Here is a 19044-nt window from a genome sequence, read left to right as displayed (position 1 = left end):
CCAAGGATCGACGCGAAGCCGCCCGCCTGGCCGAGCGAACATGCGCGCCAACCATGCCCACTTTGCAAAAGGGGGCGAGCGCCCGGCACAGGCTCGAAGTCGAATCGAAACCGCAGCGCGGGGGATTCGCTTTTAGCGCACGCACGTAGAGCACGAGCAAACGCCTCGCGCATTTCGTGGGCAGGCGACGAAAGTCGCTGGATTCCCGCGTTCGCGGGAATGACGAGCCTGAGGTGAGCCGACCTGCCTAGCGCATCGTGCTTTCGTGCTTCGATATTTTCCGAAGTAACACCACCACAAATTCAAACATCCCCTCAAGACCGTCATCCCCGCGAACGCGGGGATCCAGCGACTTTTCCTTAGCGTCCCCAAACAACAAGCCCGCCAATCGGCGGGCCTGTCGTCGCAACAAAACAACCCTCAAGACCTCAGGGAATCACACCGCCGAAATACGTAGACACCTGCGGCCAGATCAGCGAAATCTTCGCGCCCGAATTGAAGCAGCCGCCGAAGTGATGCAGCGCCAGCACCTTGCCGCTGGAACGCGCGAGCACCGGCGAACCCGAGCTGCCGCCCTCGGTGTCGCAGTAATAGCCGACATCGCTGTTGGCCGCGTTGCCGGTCACGCTCGGCGCATCGACGCGGCATTTGCCGCCACTGTTCTGGGTGTCGGCGACGCTGAGCTCCTTCATCCGCCCACCGGGATGGCCGGCGATGAAGATGCCTTCGTTGGCCACCGCCGCGCGCGGATCCAGGCCGAGAAAGCCGAAGCTGGAAATGTTGGCGAAGTTCTTCACCGTGAACAGGGTGTAGTCCAGCGTGGTGTTGGTCTTGAGCATCTGGTCGCCCGCGACCTTGGTCACCGTCGCCTGCGCGCCGGTGCAGGTGCTGCGCTGGTAGTTGAACCAGAACTCCGCGCCGGCCACGCCCGCGGCGGTGCTGATGCAGTGGTTGTTGGTGAACATGCGGTTGCTAGAACTCACCCGCCACGCGGTGCACAGGCTGCCGCCGCTCATGACCGCGCGCGCGACCGGCTTGGAACCGTTGAACGCTTGAGTGTCGCTGGTCGCATAGCAGGCCGCGGCCTGCTTGTTGTCGGTGCCGCAGATCGATTTGCCGCCGACCTGGGTGCCCAGCAGTCCTTCGTTCTGCAACTGCGGCAGCATCTCCTCCGGATAGCCTTCCAGATAACGCGACACCTTCACGCCATGGCCCGCGCGCCACGGCTCGCGCGCGGTGCCGACCAGACGCAACACCGCGACCGGGCCGGAGATCGACATCGCCGAGAAGCTGGTCTTACCGTCCTGGCCGAGATCGGCGGCGACGGTGTGCGGGTCGAGCTGCTGCGCGCTGTAGCGATACACCTCGCGGCCATCGGGACTGGCGACTTCCAAGGTCACGCCCGCGGGCAGCGAGAAATGATCGAAATGCACCTTGATGAAAGACGCATCAGGGGTGCGGATCTCGACCTGCTTGCGGCCGGCGTCGACGCCGGCGCGACCGACCCGGCCGGGCTGCTCGCCCAGTTGCAGATCGATGCTGCGCTGATCGGCGATCTTCAACGGCACGGGCGCGCCCGGTTCGGTCTGGGCGACGGCGGTGGCCGGCAATGCCAGACACAAAGCGCTGGCCAGCAGCGCGGGCATCAACAACTTCGACGGTCCATGGTTCATTCGCTGTTCCCTCCTGGGATCGAGACGGCGACCGGCCATCGAACAAACGCGCGCGCGTCCGCGCGCCGCATCTGCGGCGACGACGGGCGTGGCGATGGCTGCGCCGGAGTGTGGGTTTGAGTTGATGCGCGAGAACCGAGGGTTCTGCGCGCGGCCGACACTGGCAAATGCCCGCCGGGCAAACCGTGACCGCAGTGGGTTCCGCGCCGCGGCGGTGCGGAAGCTTGATCGGCCGCTCAGCGCGATTGTGCGGGGCGTGGGCGATGTTCAGGCGTGGCTGTTGCCGATGGCGCGGGGCAGCAAGCGGCTGCGCGACGCCGGCTCGTCTGCCCTCATCCGCCCTGCGGGCACCTTCTCCCGCAAGCGGGAGAAGGGACAAGCGAAGCCCCTCTCCCGTGTACGGGAGAGGGGTTGGGGTGAGGGCCGCATCCCCATCCAAAGTCGCATCCCCACCCAGACCCGAGCCAATCGCCAAGGCCGTACACTTCACGCCACTCGTCCTCGCGAATCCGCGCCCTTGATCCCAGGCTGGATCCTGCTGCTGGTATCGGCCGGTTACGTCGGCCTGCTGTTCGCGGTCGCCTACTACGGCGACCAGCGCGAACGCACGCCGCGCGCGCGCTGGCTGCGCACCGCGGTCTATTCGTTGGCGCTGGCGGTGTATTGCTCCTCGTGGACCTTCTACGGCGCGGTCGGCACCGCCGCGCGCACCGGGCTGGGGTTTCTGCCGATCTATCTCGGCCCGCTGCTGATGCTGGCCTTCGGCTGGCGCATTCTCGAACGCCTGGTACTGATCTCCGGCGAACAGCGCATCGTCTCGATCGCCGACTTCCTGTCCTCGCGCTACGGCCGCGCGCCGGGCCTGGCCGCCTTGGTCGCAACCGTCGCGCTGACCGCCGCGGTGCCCTACGTCGCGCTGCAGTTCAAGGCCGTGGCGATGAGCGTGGAAGTGCTGGCCGGGGTGCCGTCCGACAGCGGCCTGCTCGCCGATCCGGCGTTCTACGTGGCGATGATGCTAGCGGTGTTCGCGATCCTGTTCGGCACCCGCCAGGTCGATGCGACCGAACACCACCACGGCATGGTCCTCGCGGTCGCGCTGGAATCGCTGGTCAAGCTGGTCGCGTTCGTCGCCATCGGCGTGTTCGCGCTGATCCACCTGCCCGGCCTGGGCAGCTACCCCGAACGCGTCGAACAGGCCGCGCGCGTGGTGATGCAACCGGGCCTGCCGGCCGGCTTCATCACCCAGACCCTGCTCGCGTTCACCGCGATCGTGTGCTTGCCGCGCCAGTTCCACGTCGCCGTGGTCGAATGCCAGGACCCCAACGACCTGCGTTCGGCGCGCTGGCTGTTCGGCGGCTATCTGATTCTGATCAGCCTGCTGGTGGTGCCGATCACCCTGACCGGCCAGGCCGTGCTCGGCGGCAGCGGCGTATCGCCCGACACCTACGTGCTCGCGCTGCCGTTGCAGTTCGACCAGCGCGCATTGGCGCTGATGGTCTACATCGGCGGCTTCTCGGCCGCGACCGGCATGGTCATCGTCTCGTCGGTGGCGTTGTCGACCATGGTCAGCAACGACCTGGTCATGCCGCTGTTGCTGCGCACCGGCGCGCTGCACGAAGGCGCGCCGCATCAAAGCCCCGGCATCGATCGCCAAGTGCTGTGGGTGCGCCGCGTCACCATCGTGTTGCTCGCGTTGATGGCCTACACCTATCACCGCGGTTCGCTCGGCGCGAACGGCCTGGCCCAGCACGGCCTGCTCGCCTTCGCCGCGGTCGCACAGTTCGCGCCTGCGCTGATCGGCGGCCTGTACTGGCGTGGCGCGAGCCGCGCGGGCGCATTCACCGGCCTGTTCGCCGGCACCGTGGTGTGGACCTACACCCTGCTGCTGCCGGCGCTCGCGCGCGGCGGCTGGATCGGCGACGACTGGGTCGCAACCGGCCCGCTCGCCATTACCTGGCTGCGGCCCGAGCAATTGTTCGGGCTGGTCGGCTGGGACGCGCTGACCCACGGCACGTTCTGGTCGCTGTTGGTGAATATCGGCGCGTTCCTGTTCGTCTCGGTGCGGCAACGTCCGCGCCTGCAGGACCAGTTGCTGGCCGCGCCGTTCCTCGATCCGTATGTGCGCCGGCCCGCGCTCGGCCCGGGCGGCTGGGCCGGCAGCGTGCGCGGCGGCGAACTGCTGGCGCTGGCCGAACGCATCGTCGGCGAGCGTCACGCGCGCCGCGCGTTCGAGGACTACGCGCACCAGCAAGGCCGCGAATGGCAGCCCGAACAACCCGCCGACCGCGCCCTGGCGCAATTCACCGAACGCCTGCTCGCCGCGGCGATCGGCGCGGCGTCTGCGCGCCTGACCCTGACCAGCGCGCTGCGCGGTTCGGGCATGGAACTGGGCGAAGTGGTCGCGCTGCTCGACGAAGCCAACCAGGAACTGCGCTTCAATCGTCAGGTGCTGTCGACCACGCTGGAAAACATCAGCCAGGGCGTCAGCGTGGTCGATCCGGCGATGCGTCTGGTCGCGTGGAATCGCCGTTATCAGGAATTGTTCGATTACCCCGACGGCATGCTCTACGTCGGCCGCCCAGTCAGCGATCTGATCCGCTGGAACGCCGAGCGCGGCGAAATGGGCCCCGGCCCGTACGACGATTACAGCCTCGATGAAACCCGCATCGACGAAATCGTGCGCCGTCGCCTCGCGCATCTGCGCGCGGGCGCGCCGCACGTGTTCGAGCGCGTGCGCGCGAACGGCCAGGTGATCGAAATGGTCGGGCGGCCGCTGATCGGCGGCGGCTACGTGACCAGCTACAGCGACGTCACCGATTACAAACGCGCCGAACAGGCCTTGCGCGAAGCCAACGAAAACCTGGAACAACGGGTCGAACAGCGCACCCAGGAAGCCGAATCGGCGCAGCAGTCCAAGACCCGCTTTCTCGCCGCGGTCAGCCACGACGTGCTGCAACCGCTCAATGCCGCGCGCCTGTTCACCACCGCGCTGCGCGAAAGCGACGATGTGCACGAACAACGTCGCCTGGCCGAACGCGTCGATGCCTCGTTGCGCGCGGCCGAGGACTTGCTCGACGGCCTGCTCGACATCTCGCGCCTGGATGCCGGCGCGCTGCGCCCGGAACTCGACGACCTGGACGCGGGCGAATTGCTGCGCGAACTCGCCGCCCAATACGCGCCCAGTGCCGCCGGCCGCGGCCTGCACTTGCGCGTGCGGGTGCCGTCGATGCCGCTGTCGATCCGCAGCGACCGCCGCCTGTTGCGCCGCGCCTTGCAGAACTTCCTCGCCAACGCGCTGCGCTACACCCGCGAAGGCGGCGTGCTGATGGCGGCGCGCGCACGTCCGCATTCGCGCCAGATCGAATTGCAGGTGTGGGACACCGGCCCGGGCATTCCCGAGCATCACCTGGAGCAGATCTTCGACGAGTTCCGCCGCTTCGACCAACCCGGCAGCGGCGGCGAACGCGGCCTGGGCCTGGGCCTGTCGATCTGCCAACGCATCTCGCGCACCCTCGATCATCCGCTGCGGGTGCGTTCGCAGATCGGCCGCGGCAGCGTGTTCTCGATCGCGGTGCCGCTCGGCGAACCGCTGCGCGAGCTGCCGCCGCCGGAAGCCGCCTCGCCGACGCTCGGCGATTCGCTGGCCGGGCTGCGCGTGCTGTGCATCGACAACGATCGCGAAATCCTCGACGGCATGCGCGCCCTGCTCGACCGCTGGGGCGCGACCGCGCTGCTGGCGGCGACCGTGGACGATGCGCTGGCGTTGCTCGATCAACGCCCCGACGTCGCCCTGGTCGACTACCACCTGCACGACCGTCTCGACGGCCTGGCGACCATCGACGTGCTGCGCGAACGCATCGGCAGCGCATTGCCGGCCGCGCTGCTGACCGGCGACGGCAGCGACGCGCTCAAGCATGCCGCGCGCGAACACGGTTGCCGGGTGCTGACCAAGCCGATCAAGCCGGCCTCGCTGCGGGCGTTCCTGGCCGCGCAAAGGTCGAACCCGCGCGCCTGAAATCCGGTGCTCATGCGGCCACCCGGACCGTCGCTCGCAGCGGCGTACTGAATAAAACTTCGTTGCTTCCGTGATGCCCGACACACTAAGCTTGCCGGGCCCGCACCTATCCAAGGACGCGATAGCGGGCCGGGCGTGGGGAACGTCCGCCAGCGTCTCATCACAGACGTCATCGAATCGAACAAGGGGATACTTCATGCGGAAGCGCCTGCTTTCCGTCCTGACCGCGCTCGCGCTGGTCGGCACCCTCGCGCCCGCCGCCGCCCAGGACAACGGCGCGCAAGCGCTGGCCAACCTGGCTTGGCAGGTCGGACCGACCAACGGCAAGATCGCCGACAAGGCCAGCATCCGCGTGCCCGAGGGCTACGCGTTCCTGGATGCCGCGAGCACGCGCAAGCTCAACGAAATCCTGCACAACCCGCCCACCGGCACCGACGAGTACACCCTCGCGCCGAAGGACATGAACTGGTTTTCGTTCTTCCACTACAGCGACGTGGGTTATGTGAAAGACGAAGAGTCGCTCGATGCCGACGCGATTCTCGACTCGATCCGCGAAGGCACCGAGGAAGGCAACGAGGAACGCCGCAAGCGCGGTTGGGAAACCATGAAGATCGAGGGCTGGAGCTTCAAGCCCCAGTACGACAAGTCCACCCACAATCTGGAATGGGCGGTGCTGGCCTCGAGCGAAGGTTCGACCGAGAAGTTCGCCAACTACAACACCCGCCTGCTCGGCCGCCACGGCGTTACCGAGGTGATCCTGGTCGCCGACCAGACCGACCTCGACGGCGCGATCGGCCAGTTCAAGCAACTGGTGCCGGGTTATTCGTTCAACGACGGCGAGAAGTACAGCGAGTTCAAGCCCGGCGATCACGTCGCCGAGTTCGGCCTGGCCGCGCTGATCACTGGCGGCGCGGCCGCGGTGGCGAGTAAGAAGGGCGTGTTCGCCGCGATCGGCCTGTTCCTGGTCAAGGCGTGGAAGCTGGTGCTGGTCGGCTTCGTCGCCATCGGCGCGGCGATCGGCAAGTTGTTCGGTCGCAACAAAGACAAGCCGAAAGACGACACGCAGGAATGACGCTGGCGCCGGTCGAGCTGCTGCTGGTGCTCGGCGTGGTCGGGTTCTACCTGCTCGACGCGCTGATGCTGCTGCACTACGACGAGATCGTCGTGGTGCGGCACGGCGGGCGTTGGCGCGCGTCGACCGGTTCGGGCACGCAGTGGCGCGGTCGCTATCTGTATCTGCCCGATCCGCTGCGGCCCGCGGCGCCGCTGTGGCGCTGCGGCTGGCTCGGCGATCCGGCGCAATCGTCCGCGGAGCATTGGGCCGGGCTGGACCACTTCGTCCAGGCGCTTTACGGCTTCGGTACGGCCTGCCGATTGCTGTGGATCTTGCTGCTGGTCGCGCTGCCGCTGCTGCTGTGGCGGTTTCCGCATCCGCTGGCGATGCTGACGCTGGCGGTATCGATCTACGCCACCGTGTTGGTCATGGGCCTGCGTATCTGGCGCCACCGGCGCGTGCTGGAGCTGAGCAGTCGACAGGCCTTGTCGCTGTCGTTCGAACTGCTGTGCTGCCCACCACACGCGTTGAACGTGGTGCGTCGCCTGTGCGCGCGACGCGGCCTGCACGGCAACGCCATCGATGCGGCGCGGCGTTTGCTGCCCGCGGCCGAGCGTCGGCTGTTGGCCGACGCCATCGCCGAGCGCGCCGACATGGCCATCGATTTCCATGGCGACGACGCGCGTCTGCTGGGCGCGAAACAACGACTGGAGCAATTGCGATGACCTCGACCGAAGTGCTGGTGATCGTCGGCGGCGTGGCGTTGGGTTACTGGCTGGTCGCGGTGGTATGGCCATTGCTGAGCGGTCGCGACAACGCATCATCGCCTTCGGCCGACGGCGAGCGGCCATGGCACGAAGTGCTCGGCGTGCCCGCCAACGCCGACCGCGCGATGATCGACGCCGCGCATAGAAACAAACGCGCCGAACACCTGCCCGAACGCATCGCCCACCTGAGCGCGGAAGCACGCGCGCAGGCGCAGCGTAGCCGCATGCAGATCGATCGCGCGTATGCGCAGGCGATGCGGCAGTTCGACTAGCGCGGTTGCGTAACGTTTTTGCGCGGCGTCGCGCGCGGCGCGAGGTCGTAGCGGTCCGACCGGATGGCTTCGTCGGTCGCTTTAGTCAGTCGGCCTCTTCCGGCGGCGGCACGATCGCGCCCGGATCGAGCGCGAGGCGGCCGGCGATCAACACCGCCTGGGTGCGGTTGTTGGCGCCGAGCTTGCGCAGGATCGCGGTGACGTGGGCCTTGACCGTCGCCTCCGACACGCCCAGTTCGTAGCCGATCTGCTTGTTCAACAGGCCCGAGCCGAGCATCTGCAGCACCCGGAACTGCTGCGGGGTGAGGTCGCGCAAGCGCCGCGCGGCGTCGTGTTCCTCGGCATTGGCGGCCGGCGCGGCGAACGCGGCGGCGGGCGCCCAGCGATCGCCGTCGAGCACGGTGGTCAGGGCCTCGCCCAGGGTCACCGCATCGGCGGATTTGGGGATGAAACCGACCGCGCCGTGATCGAGCGCGCGGCGCATCGTCGCCGGTTCCTCGCGCGCGGACACCACCACGATCGGCAACTGCGGATGCAGCGCGCGCAGGTGCACCAGCGCGCTGAAGCCTTGCGCGCCGGGCATGTTGAGATCGAGCAGCAGCAGGTCGGCGTCGGATTCGGCCTCGACCAGCGCGTACAGCGCATCGACGCTGTCGGCTTCGCGCAGGGCCGCATCCGGCAGCACCCGCGCGACCGCGCCGCGCAGGGCTTCGCGGAACAGCGGGTGGTCGTCGGCGATCAGCAGGGTCGGCATGGGGGACCTCGGGTACTGCGTTGCGGCGGGTGTTGCGGCGGCGGACGCCATGCGTGGGCCGGACTTGCTGTCAGGGGAATCTTACGACCAGCAGGGGTGTGGCCCGCTATTGGACGATGGGTGAAGGTGGGTGAAATGTGCGCATGCGCCCTTATGCACAAAGTCTCAAATATCGTTCGCGCGATCTGCGTGGCGGCATGAGCGCGGCGGAGGCGCGGCTGTGGTTTCTGCTGCGACGCAAGCAGATCTTGAACGTGCCGTTCTATCGGCAGAAGCCGCTGCTGACGTATGTCGTGGATTTCTTCGCGCCCGCGGCCGGACTGGTGATCGAGGTCGACGGTTCGCAGCACCTGAGCGAAGAAGGGCTTGCGGCGGATGCGCGGCGCACTTTGGCGCTTGAGTCGCTTGGGCTCAAGGTTATGCGGTTCGACAATCGGCAGGTGTTGATGGAGACGGCCGCGGTTATGGAAGTGATTTATTGGATCGTTTCCGAGCGGATACGCAGCTGAGAGCAAATCCCCCCTACCCCCCTTTTTTAAAGGGGGGAACAGCAAAGGCAAAGGCGGCGATTGAGGCCTTTCGCCGTGCTCAGTCGGAACGCCCGCCCATCCGGCAACCATCATTTCGAGTCCCCCTTTGAAAAAGGGGGGCCAGGGGGGATTTGCTCTTACCGCCAGCCCCCACGTCCTCTCACTTCCCAAGCCGCTCATTAACCAGACTATCCACCACCGACGGATCGGCCAGCGTGCTCGTATCGCCCAGTTGGTCCGGCGCGTTCTCGGCGATCTTGCGCAGGATGCGGCGCATGATCTTGCCCGAGCGGGTCTTCGGCAGGCCCGGTGCCCATTGCAGGTGGTCGGGCGTGGCGATCGGGCCGATTTCCTTGCGCACCCAGGCCACCAGTTCCTTGCGCAGGTCCTCGCCCGGCGCTTCGCCGGCGATCAGGGTCACGTAGGCGTAGATGCCCTGGCCCTTGAGGTCGTGCGGGAACCCGACCACCGCCGCTTCGGCCACCTTCGGATGCGAGACCAGCGCGCTTTCGACCTCGGCCGTGCCGATGCGATGGCCGCTGACATTGATCACGTCGTCGACGCGGCCGGTGATCCAGTAATACCCATCCGCGTCGCGGCGGCAGCCGTCGCCGGTGAAGTAGGTACCCGGATACGTGCGGAAATACGTTTCGATGAAACGCGGATGATCGCCATAGACCGTGCGCATCTGCCCCGGCCAGGAATCCTTCAGCACCAGATTGCCTTCGGCCTCGCCGTCGAGTTCGCCGCCGTTGGCGTCGACCAGCGCCGGCTGCACGCCGAAGAACGGCTGGGTCGCCGAACCGGGCTTGAGGTCGATCGCGCCCGCGAGCGGGCTGATCAGGATGCCGCCGGTCTCGGTCTGCCACCAGGTGTCGACGATCGGGCAACGCGAATCGCCGACGACTTCGTAATACCAGCGCCAGGCTTCGGGATTGATCGGCTCGCCGACCGTGCCGAGCAGGCGCAGCGAGGAACGCGAGGTCTTCTTGACCGGCTCGTCGCCGTCGCGCATCAACGCGCGGATCGCGGTCGGCGCGGTGTAGAAGATCGTGACCTGGTGCTTGTCGATCACGTTCCAGAACCGCGACACGTCCGGATAGTTCGGCACGCCTTCGAACACCAGCGCGGTCGCGCCGTTGGCGAGCGGGCCGTAGACGATGTAGCTGTGGCCGGTGACCCAGCCGACGTCGGCGGTGCACCAGTAGATGTCGTCCTCGCGCAGGTCGAACACCGCTTCGTGGGTGAACGCGGCGTAGGTCAGGTAACCGCCGGTGGTGTGCAGCACGCCCTTGGGCTTGCCTGTGCTGCCGGAGGTGTAGAGGATGAACAACGGGTCTTCCGCGTTCATGCGCTCGGGTTCGCAGGTGTCGGGCTGGCCTTCGATCACCGCGTCGTACCAGCGGTCGCGCGGCATCTGCATGTCGACCGCGGCGCCGGTGTGGCGCACCACCAGCACGGTTTCGACCGAGTTGGTGCCCGGCAGTTTCAGCGCCGCATCGACGTTGGCCTTGAGCGCGATCTTCTTGCCGCCACGCAGGCCTTCATCGGCGGTGATGACCAGTTTGCTGGTGCAGTCGGCGATGCGGTCGGCGATCGAATTGGGCGCGAAACCGCCGAACACCACCGAGTGGATCGCGCCGACCCGCGCGCAGGCCAGCATCGCGACCACCGCTTCGGGAATCATCGGCAGGTAGATGGTGATGCGATCGCCCTTCTTGACCCCGAGATTGCGCAGCGCATTGGCCAGCCGGCATACGCGCGCATGCAGCTCGCGGTAGGTGATGGGCTCGGCCGGCAGGTTCGGATCGTCGTGCTCGAACAACAGCGCGGTCTTGTCGCCGCGCGTGGCCAAGTGCCGGTCCAGGCAATTGACGCTGGCGTTGAGCTCGCCGTCCTCGTACCACTTGATGCGGAAATCGCGCAGGTCGTAGCTGACGTTCTTGATCTTGGTCGGGGCCTTGAACCACTCCAGCCGCTGCGCGACGCGGCCCCAGAACGCATCGGGATCGCTGATCGATTCGGCGTACAGGCGTTGGTAATCCTCGCGCCGGTAACGCGACTGAGCGGCGAAAGCCTCGTCGACGGGATAGACGCTGGCGGGGTGACTCATTGGGGGCTCCTGCATGGGGCGGGATTCGGGGTTGGAGATTCGGGATTCGGACGCCGGCCACGATGACGCCGCGGCGAATCTCGAACCCTCACTCTCGGCACCCAAGTGTGCCGCAATGCAGCAAGCGCTGCTGAGTTGGGGACCTTTAGACCTTGGTCTAAAGGCCGGGATTGGGGATTCGGTAAAGGCTCTGCTTGACCAATCCCGAATCCCCAATCTCGAATCCCGGCCTCATAGACCTTGGTCGTAAACCGCGCATACAGGTGCGCTTTTTACGACCAATGGCGAATGGTGAGCCATCGGAGCCGCGCGCAGGCTGGCCGCGGCCGCACCGTTCGGGCGGCATTCTTCGGGAGGGGAATCATGACTGTCACTCGCGTGATGACACGCAACGCCGCGCCGCGCGCAACGATCCGACGGCGGCCGCTGGCCGCGGCCTTGCTGGTCGCACTGGCCCTGCCCGGGCTGGCCTTCGCCCAGACCGCGAAGGAAAAGGAACTCGAAGCGCGCGTCGCCGACCTGGAACGCATGGTCCAGCAACTGGTGTCGCAACAGCAGCAGGTCCAGACCCAGGTCACCGAGGTCAAGGCCGCGCAGGCCAGCGCGCCTGTCGCCGCGGTCGCCGCGCCCGGCAAGCCGAGCCTGCAGACCGCGCCGATCAACCCCGGCGCGAATCCCGGCACGCGTTTCAGCTACGGCGGCTTCATCAAGCTCGACGCCTCGGTCACCTCGACCAACGACGGCGACATCGCCGACGGTTCGGTCGGTCGTCTGTTCTACGTGCCCAAGGCGATTCCGGTCGGCGGCGGCGGCAATCGCGAGGGCAGCGCCGACACCGACATGGGCGCGAACTTCTCGCGCTTCTGGTTCGCCACCGACACCGACCTGGAAAGCGGCGACAAGCTCAAGGGTTATCTCGAATTCGATCTGTTCGGCGGCGGCACCACCGCGTTCACCGGCAACGAGATCGCCACCAACACCTATGCGCTGACCTTGCGCCAGGCTTATGTGAGCTGGAACAAGTGGCTGGCCGGTCAGACCTGGTCGAACTTCCAGGACACCGCGGCGCTGCCGGACACGGTCGACTTCCTCGGCCCCACCGAAGGCACGGTGTTCGTGCGTCAGGCGCAGTTGCGCTACACCAGCGGGCCGTGGTCGTTCTCGATCGAAAACCCGGAGACGGTGTACACGCCGTTCCGCGGCAACATGGCCCAGGTCGCCGGCGACGACGGCGCGGTCCCCGACGTCACCGCGCGCTACACGGCCAAGGGCGACTGGGGTCATTTCAGCGTCGGCGCCTTGGCGCGTCAGCTCAAGTACCAGACCGGCCGGATCAACGACAGCAACACTGGTTACGGCGTCAGCGTTTCGGGCAAGTGGAACCTCGGCGCCAAGGACGATCTGCGTTACATGGTCACCGCCGGCAGCGGCATCGGCCGTTACGTCGGTCTGGCGCTCAACAACGACGCGGTGCTCGACGCGAACGGCGATCTGGAAAACATCGACGTGATCTCCGGCTTCGTCGGCTGGCGCCACGTGTTCACCCCGAAGCTGCGCGGCAACCTGTTCTATTCGCGCGCGCAATACGACCAGGACACCGCGTTGACCGGGACCGGCATCACCCACTCGGCGCAGTCGGCGCACATCAACCTGATCTACACCCCGATTCCGAAGCTCGACGTGGGCGCGGAATACATCTGGGGCCAGCGCGAGATCGAAACCGGCGACAAGGGCGAGATCAATCGTTTGCAGACGCATGTGAAGTACAGCTTCTGATGATGCGTTCCGATCGCGGCGCTCTCTCCTGCCGTCATTCCCGCGAACGCGGGAATCCAGCGACTTTCGTGCCGCTGCGATTAAAGACACTGGATTCCCGCGAACGCGGGAATGACGTTGGGAGAGATTCGCGCGCTGCGATCAAACACCGTTTCTGACACAGAAAACCCCGGCGGGCCCCCAAGCCCGCTCCTTCCCACTGTTCGGGGGAACAGACATGTCCAGCACCGCCGCAAACGCGCCGCCGTCCACCGCGCCGCTGACCAAGGGTCATAAGAAAGTCATTTTCGCTTCAAGCCTCGGCACCGTATTCGAGTGGTACGACTTCTATCTGTACGGCTCGCTCGCGGTCATCATCGGCAAGCAGTTCTTCGGCGGCCTCAACGAGACCAGCCAGTTCATCTTCGCCCTGCTCGCGTTCGCCGCCGGCTTCGCGGTGCGTCCATTCGGCGCGCTGGTGTTCGGCCGGCTCGGCGACATGATCGGACGCAAATACACCTTCCTCATCACCATCGTGTTGATGGGCATATCGACCTTCCTGGTCGGCATCCTGCCCAGTTACGCCACCATGGGCATCGCCGCGCCGGTGATCCTGATCGTGCTGCGCTTGCTGCAGGGCCTCGCGCTCGGCGGCGAGTACGGCGGCGCGGCCACCTATGTCGCCGAGCACGCCCCCAACGGCAAGCGCGGTCTGTATACGAGCTTCATCCAGACCACCGCGACCATCGGCCTGTTCCTGTCGCTGCTGGTGATCTGGAGCTGCCGCAACTGGTTGGGCAAGGACGACTTCGAAGCCTGGGGCTGGCGCATCCCGTTCTGGTTCTCGGTGATCCTGCTCGGCGTGTCGGTGTGGATCCGCATGCAGTTGGCCGAATCGCCGCTGTTCCAGCAGATGAAGGCCGAAGGCAAGACCTCCAAGGCGCCGATCACCGAGAGCTTCTTCTCCAAGAACGGCAAGATCGCGTTGCTCGCCCTGCTCGGCGCGACCGCGGGCCAGGCGGTGGTGTGGTACGGCGGCCAGTTCTACTCGCTGTTCTTCCTGACCAAGACCCTCGGCATGGATCCAAACCAAGCCGACATCCTGATCGCAATCGCGCTCGCGCTGGCCACCGGCGGATTCATCCTGTTCGGCTGGCTGTCGGACAAGATCGGGCGCAAGAAGATCGTGCTGGCCGGCTGCCTGATCGCGGTGTTCACCTACTTCCCGGTGTTCAAGGCGCTCACCCACAACGTCAATCCGGCGCTGGAAGCCGCGGTCGCCGCTTCGCCGGTCACCGTCACCGCCGATCCGGAACGTTGCGCGTTCCAGTTCGATCCGGTCGGCAAGGCCGCGTTCAAGCAGTCGTGCGACGTGATCAAGTCGGCGTTGGCCAAGAAGGGCATCCCCTACATCAACGCGGCCGGTCCGGCCGGCAGTCTGGCGACGGTGAGCATCGGCGGCGCGAGCTTGAACAGCTTCGAGGGCGAAGCGCTCGACAGCGCGACGTTCAAGGCGCAGTCCGAAGCGTTCGGCAAGGAGCTCAGCGCGGCATTGACCACCGCCGGCTATCCGGCCAAGGCCGATCCGGCGCAGATCAACAAGCCGATGGTGATCGCGCTGCTGACCTTCCTGGTGCTGTTGGTGACCATGGTCTACGGCCCGATCGCGGCATGGCTGGTCGAATTGTTCCCGACCCGCATCCGCTACACCTCGATGTCGCTGCCGTACCACATCGGCAACGGCTGGTTCGGTGGCTTCCTGCCGTTCACCGCCTTCGCCATCGTCGCCGCCACCGGCGATATCTACAGCGGCCTGTGGTATCCGATCATCGTCGCGTCGATGACCGTGGTGATCGGCGCGCTGTTCCTGCCGGAAACCAAGGATCGCGATATCACCTTGTAACCTCTCACACTAAATGCGCATCAAAAAACAATGCCGGCACTATTGCCGGCATTGTTTTTATATATGTCGCTACGCCTTGGACCACACGTCTTTCTCAGCACTCTGCGCGCGCGAATGAAACATGTTGATTCTCCCGCCGCAGATGACTGCGATCAGACCAAAGGACCGGCACGATGCGATTTTCGATACGACCTCGCCGTGATTCTCACCCGGCCGCAACGACGATACGCGCCGGTGCGCAAGCGGTCATCCTGATCGTCGCGGCCACCGCGGCATCCGCCGCGTCGGCGGTCAATCGCGACGGATTCGTCGCCGAATACCCGAGCGGGCAACCGGGATTGACCTTGCCGCAGGTGATCGGCGACAACCTGCCGAAGGGCTACATCGTATTTACCTATGACGACGGCATGGACGAGCACAGCGTCGCGCTGGCGCGCTACCTGCAGGGACGCAATATCCGCGCCACGTTCTTCGTCAACGGCTGCCGGTTCACCGGACGCGGCGCGGGCGAGCCTTGTTCGCAGCTCAAGCAATACCCTTTGAGCACACTGGAACAACTCGTATCGGCCGATCAACAGGTCGGCAACCATACCGAACTGCACTACGCGCTCGACAGCAACTTCAATGCGGTGGGGCCGGTCAAGATCCGGCAAGACGTACTTTTGACCCAGGCGCTGATCGCCCCCTACCAACGCGACGGCTATTCCTTCTTTCGCGCGCCTTCCAACAACTGGGGCCAAGCCCCGTACGACCTGTTGCGCGACGAACCGGCGTTGAAAGATGTCGCCGGACCGATTCTCTACGACTACCTGGGCGCGGACTGGCCGTGCAACGACACGCGCTACAACGATCCGATCCAGAGTCCGGAAACCTGCGCGGACCGACTCTATGGGACCGATCCGACGCATAACAGCTACTCGCGCAGCATGCGTGGCGGCGTCGCCAAGAGCGGCATCGTGCAGATGCACGATCGCAGTCCCAATGCGGTGGGAAGCGACTACGCGTTCCGAATGACCAGGCGATTGATAGAACTGATCAAGAGCGATCCGGACACCAAGTACGTCTTCACCTCGCTCGACGCCATTCCCGGAATGGTCGGGACCGACAGCCGGCTGACGATCGACACCTACTCGACGCAGTTCTCCGACGCCTCCGGCACCGCTCAGATCGCCGGCCACTATCGCTCGATCCGAATGGGCGATGTCGACGGCGACGGCGTCCCCGACGTATGCGGAAAGCGGGTGGACGGCATCTACTGCATCGACGGAAGATCCCGCGCGAGCAGCAAATGGCGCGATCTTCCGGACAATCAGGGCTGGTCGGAAGCGAAGTACACGGCGACCACGCGACTGATCGACATGGACAACGACGGACGGGCGGACTTGTGCGTGCGTGGCGCCGCGGGAATTTACTGCATGCGCTCACTCGGCAATGCTTTCGCCGCGACCGTCACCTGGGCGACCGGCGCGGTGTTCTCCGATGCCGCCGGCTGGGGTGCGAGCGAGTCCATGTACGCATCGATCCAGATGGGCGATATCGACGGCGACCATCATCCAGATGTATGCGGACACGACGCCAACGGCATCGTTTGCCAGTTGTTCAACGGCGCGTCGTTCTCGGCCGCGCAGCGCTGGCTCAGCGGCGGATTCGACGACGCCAACGCATGGAATCATCGCGAGTACGCCGCAACCCTGCGCTTGGGCGACATCAACGGCGACGGTCGCGCCGATTTATGCGGGCGAGCAAGTTACGGCATCATCTGTTCGCTGTCGCAAGGCAGTGCGTTTTCCGCGCCGACCTGGTGGAGCAGCGCTTTCGCCGACCAGGAGCAATGGAATATTCCGGCGACATCGGGCGACGAGCGCGTGTATTTCCAGACCCTGTCCTTGGCCGATATCAACAACGACGGCAAGGCCGACATCTGCGGCCAGTATACGACCGGGGTGGCGTGCGCGTTCTCCGATGGGACCCGGTTCAGCGCTTACCATCACATCGACAACCGATGGATGACCGGCGCCAACGGCTACGGCAAACCGGCCTACGCACTGCCGTTGATGATCGGCGATACCGACGGCGATCAACGCAAGGAGATTTGCACCCGCGGCACGCAAGGCATTCGCTGCCTGCGCTGAACCGATCCGTCGCCATCCGGGCGCGCGCTCGCGCGCCTATCGACGCCGCTCCCGGCAGGGCCTAGCATCGCGCCATGTCCTCCCTGCCGACCCTGCTGGACGAGGTGCGCGCCTGCACCCGTTGCGAAGCGCACCTGCCGCACGGGCCGCGGCCGGTGGTGCAGGTGGGCGCGAGCGCGCGGATCCTGATCGCCGGGCAGGCGCCGGGACGCAAGGTCCACGAAAGCGGCATTCCGTTCGACGATGCCAGCGGCGAACGTCTGCGCGCGTGGCTGGGGTTGTCGCGCGAACTGTTTTACGACGCCGAGCGGGTCGCGATCCTGCCGATGGGGTTCTGCTTTCCCGGCACCGGCCGCGCCGGCGATCTGCCGCCGCGGCCGGAATGCGCGCCGACCTGGCGCGCGCGGCTGATGTCGCGCTTGAATCATCTGCAACTGACCCTGGTGGTGGGCCAGTACGCGCAGGCCTATCACCTGCCCGATGCGGGCGCCTCGTTGACCCAGGCCGTGCTGGCATGGCGCGACACCTGGCCCACCGTGGTCGCGCTGCCGCATCCGAGCCCGCGCAACAATCTGTGGCTCAAGCGCAATGCCTGGTTCGAACGCGAACTGGTGCCGCTGCTGCGCGAGCGGGTCGCGCAAGTGCTTGCCGATTGATCAAGCCAATGACGCCGAATCGATTGGCGCGCAACTGAGTCAGAAGTAGCGGGGCCGCGCGTGAGCGCCTGGATCGATCCGATCGCCGCCGCATCGTGCAGGCTCGTCGTTCGCGCTCGGATCATGCCGCCGCCGCGATCACTGATAAACGAACTTCGGCATTTCCCATTCGTAACGGATCGCCAGCAGGCGCAGCGCGAAGCCGCCGCCGAGGCATAGCAGCACGCTTGCATTTTCGGCCACCCCGAGGCGCAACAGCAGCAGATAGGCCACGCCGGTCAACAGCGAAATCACCGCGTACAACTCGCGCTGGAACACCAGCGGAATCTCGTTGCAGAGCACATCGCGCAACACCCCGCCGAACGCGCCGGTCAGCATGCCGGCGATCACCACGATCGCGGGCTGATGGCCGGCCTCGCGCGCCACCGCGCAGCCGATCAGGGTGAACGCGATCAGGCCAAGCGCGTCCAGCCACAGGAAGGTGCGACGCAGGTAATGCAGTTTCTTGGCCAGGAACGTGGCCGCGATGGCCGCGCCGATGGTGTAGCCCAGGTACTCGGGATGGCGCACCCAGCCCAGCGGGTAGTGACCAAGCACGATGTCGCGCAGCGAACCGCCGCCGAGCGCGGTGACGCAGGCGATGATGACCACGCCGAACAAATCCATGCGCCGCCGACCGGCGGACAGCGCGCCGGTCATGGCTTCGGCGCTGATGGCGATGAGGTAGATGATCTGCAACAACATGGCGGTGCTCCGTCGGACGATGCGGGAGAACCGTGGCCATGCGACGCAAACACAACGCGTGATGCGATGCCTCGCATGCGACCACCGACCGTGGCGGCGCGCGCGAAGCGACGCTGCGCGGCGGCGGGCCGCGCATCGTGCATGCACTCATGAATTTGCGCGGCATCATCGAAAGACGAAGGCCACGGCGCCGCTCCCGCTGTCCTTTTACCTGAGAGTTTGGGCGGCCCGGCGCATCCGCGTCGGCCCGCTTGCCCCTTCGGTGGGCCGCGTGGCGGCCTCTCTCCAGATCGGCGATGGTGTCCGCAGTGTTTCGGCCGAACGGCCGAGCCTGAGCGATTATGGGAGCCTGCGCCTTCGGCGGGCATCGGCCGCGGGGCCGGCGCCACTCTTCTGCGAACGGGGCGGATGGTAGCAGGTGCTGGTGCGGCCGATGGTTGCGCGGGCTGTCGCCTTGTCGCCGCGGTAAATCCCCCGGCATGGCTCTGTTGCTGTGGCTGTTGCTGTTCCCCCCTTTGCAAAAGGGGGGCAGGGGGGATTCGCTTTTGCTTTTTGGCTTTATCAATCAAAGCGACAGCCAAAGCCAAAGCCAAAGCGAATCCCCCCTGCCCCCCCTTTTGCAAAGGGGGGAACAGCAAAAGCGCAATCGCGATCTCGGCAGCACCCTGTAGGAGCG

General features: G+C 66.1%; 13 protein-coding genes and 1 riboswitch. Of the genes, 9 read left to right on the top strand and 4 right to left on the bottom strand.

Annotation, left to right across the window (positions count from 1 at the left end):
* Positions 1–428: 428 nt before the first annotated feature.
* Positions 429–1673: a serine protease gene (locus ASD86_RS11430; protein ID WP_056110437.1), complete on the bottom strand. Its 1245-nt coding sequence runs from the start codon at positions 1671–1673 to the stop codon at positions 429–431.
* Positions 1674–2190: 517 nt separating this feature from the next.
* Here ASD86_RS11430 and ASD86_RS11425 point away from each other — a divergent pair.
* The 4 genes from ASD86_RS11425 to ASD86_RS11410 all read left to right on the top strand — a co-directional run bounded on the left by ASD86_RS11425 (position 2191) and on the right by ASD86_RS11410 (position 7781).
* On the top strand, positions 2191–5688 hold the full coding sequence (locus tag ASD86_RS11425) for a PAS domain-containing hybrid sensor histidine kinase/response regulator (RefSeq protein WP_056110434.1): 3498 nt from the start codon (positions 2191–2193) through the stop codon (positions 5686–5688).
* Between the two features lie 196 nt (positions 5689–5884).
* On the top strand, positions 5885–6760 hold the full coding sequence (locus ASD86_RS11420; protein WP_056110433.1) for a DUF2167 domain-containing protein: 876 nt from the start codon (positions 5885–5887) through the stop codon (positions 6758–6760).
* On the top strand, positions 6757–7467 hold the full coding sequence (locus ASD86_RS11415) for a hypothetical protein (protein ID WP_056110431.1): 711 nt from the start codon (positions 6757–6759) through the stop codon (positions 7465–7467). Before ASD86_RS11420 ends, ASD86_RS11415 begins: the two co-directional genes overlap by 4 nt.
* A complete protein-coding gene (locus ASD86_RS11410; protein WP_056110429.1) occupies positions 7464–7781 on the top strand; it encodes a J domain-containing protein in 318 nt (105 codons plus the stop codon). Before ASD86_RS11415 ends, ASD86_RS11410 begins: the two co-directional genes overlap by 4 nt.
* 85 nt (positions 7782–7866) lie before the next feature.
* On the opposite strand, the gene ASD86_RS11405 is transcribed toward ASD86_RS11410, so the two are convergent.
* Entirely contained in the window at positions 7867–8535 is a 669-nt protein-coding gene (locus ASD86_RS11405; RefSeq protein ID WP_056110428.1) for a response regulator transcription factor, read from the bottom strand.
* A gap of 143 nt (positions 8536–8678) precedes the next feature.
* Between ASD86_RS11405 and ASD86_RS11400 the strand changes: the two genes are divergently transcribed.
* Positions 8679–9044 carry an endonuclease domain-containing protein gene (locus ASD86_RS11400; protein ID WP_056110426.1) on the top strand — a complete coding sequence of 122 codons (366 nt, stop codon included), beginning with the start codon at positions 8679–8681 and terminating at the stop codon, positions 9042–9044.
* A gap of 181 nt (positions 9045–9225) precedes the next feature.
* On the opposite strand, the gene acs is transcribed toward ASD86_RS11400, so the two are convergent.
* Positions 9226–11178, bottom strand: a complete 1953-nt coding sequence (gene acs, locus ASD86_RS11395) for an acetate--CoA ligase (protein ID WP_056110424.1) — start codon at positions 11176–11178, stop codon at positions 9226–9228.
* Positions 11179–11541: 363 nt separating this feature from the next.
* On the opposite strand from acs, the gene ASD86_RS11390 reads away from it, so the two are divergent.
* From ASD86_RS11390 to ASD86_RS11375, 4 genes are all read left to right on the top strand, one after another.
* Positions 11542–12954, top strand: a complete 1413-nt coding sequence (locus tag ASD86_RS11390) for a DcaP family trimeric outer membrane transporter (RefSeq protein WP_235567722.1) — start codon at positions 11542–11544, stop codon at positions 12952–12954.
* Positions 12955–13171: 217 nt separating this feature from the next.
* Positions 13172–14836 (top strand): MFS transporter, encoded by a 1665-nt coding sequence (locus tag ASD86_RS11385; RefSeq protein WP_056110420.1) that lies wholly within the window; start codon positions 13172–13174, stop codon positions 14834–14836.
* Positions 14837–15009: 173 nt separating this feature from the next.
* Positions 15010–16968, top strand: coding sequence for an FG-GAP-like repeat-containing protein (locus tag ASD86_RS11380; protein ID WP_082578267.1), 1959 nt, complete (start codon positions 15010–15012; stop codon positions 16966–16968).
* Between the two features lie 74 nt (positions 16969–17042).
* On the top strand, positions 17043–17624 hold the full coding sequence (locus tag ASD86_RS11375; protein WP_056110416.1) for a uracil-DNA glycosylase family protein: 582 nt from the start codon (positions 17043–17045) through the stop codon (positions 17622–17624).
* Positions 17625–17762: 138 nt separating this feature from the next.
* On the opposite strand, the gene ASD86_RS11370 is transcribed toward ASD86_RS11375, so the two are convergent.
* Positions 17763–18368, bottom strand: coding sequence for a trimeric intracellular cation channel family protein (locus ASD86_RS11370; RefSeq protein ID WP_056110413.1), 606 nt, complete (start codon positions 18366–18368; stop codon positions 17763–17765).
* 191 nt (positions 18369–18559) lie between these two features.
* Positions 18560–18667: riboswitch (glycine riboswitch) on the bottom strand.
* Positions 18668–19044 lie beyond the last annotated feature (377 nt).

Source organism: Lysobacter sp. Root690 (assembly GCF_001427785.1).
Lineage (GTDB): Bacteria > Pseudomonadota > Gammaproteobacteria > Xanthomonadales > Xanthomonadaceae > Lysobacter.
The sequence above is the reverse complement of the archived record's forward strand: the minus strand, read 5'-3'. Positions and strand labels throughout refer to the sequence as shown.

Bases quoted from the DNA above. Each gene is read 5' to 3' on its own strand.
- ASD86_RS11430 (WP_056110437.1), bottom strand. From the start codon at position 1,673: ATGAACCATGGACCGTCGAAGTTGTTGATGCCCGCGCTGCTGGCCAGC.
- ASD86_RS11420 (WP_056110433.1), top strand. From the start codon at position 5,885: ATGCGGAAGCGCCTGCTTTCCGTCCTGACCGCGCTCGCGCTGGTCGGC.
- ASD86_RS11415 (WP_056110431.1), top strand. From the start codon at position 6,757: ATGACGCTGGCGCCGGTCGAGCTGCTGCTGGTGCTCGGCGTGGTCGGG.
- ASD86_RS11410 (WP_056110429.1), top strand. From the start codon at position 7,464: ATGACCTCGACCGAAGTGCTGGTGATCGTCGGCGGCGTGGCGTTGGGT.
- ASD86_RS11405 (WP_056110428.1), bottom strand. From the start codon at position 8,535: ATGCCGACCCTGCTGATCGCCGACGACCACCCGCTGTTCCGCGAAGCC.
- ASD86_RS11400 (WP_056110426.1), top strand. From the start codon at position 8,679: ATGCGCCCTTATGCACAAAGTCTCAAATATCGTTCGCGCGATCTGCGT.
- acs (WP_056110424.1), bottom strand. From the start codon at position 11,178: ATGAGTCACCCCGCCAGCGTCTATCCCGTCGACGAGGCTTTCGCCGCT.
- ASD86_RS11390 (WP_235567722.1), top strand. From the start codon at position 11,542: ATGACTGTCACTCGCGTGATGACACGCAACGCCGCGCCGCGCGCAACG.
- ASD86_RS11385 (WP_056110420.1), top strand. From the start codon at position 13,172: ATGTCCAGCACCGCCGCAAACGCGCCGCCGTCCACCGCGCCGCTGACC.
- ASD86_RS11380 (WP_082578267.1), top strand. From the start codon at position 15,010: ATGCGATTTTCGATACGACCTCGCCGTGATTCTCACCCGGCCGCAACG.
- ASD86_RS11375 (WP_056110416.1), top strand. From the start codon at position 17,043: ATGTCCTCCCTGCCGACCCTGCTGGACGAGGTGCGCGCCTGCACCCGT.
- ASD86_RS11370 (WP_056110413.1), bottom strand. From the start codon at position 18,368: ATGTTGTTGCAGATCATCTACCTCATCGCCATCAGCGCCGAAGCCATG.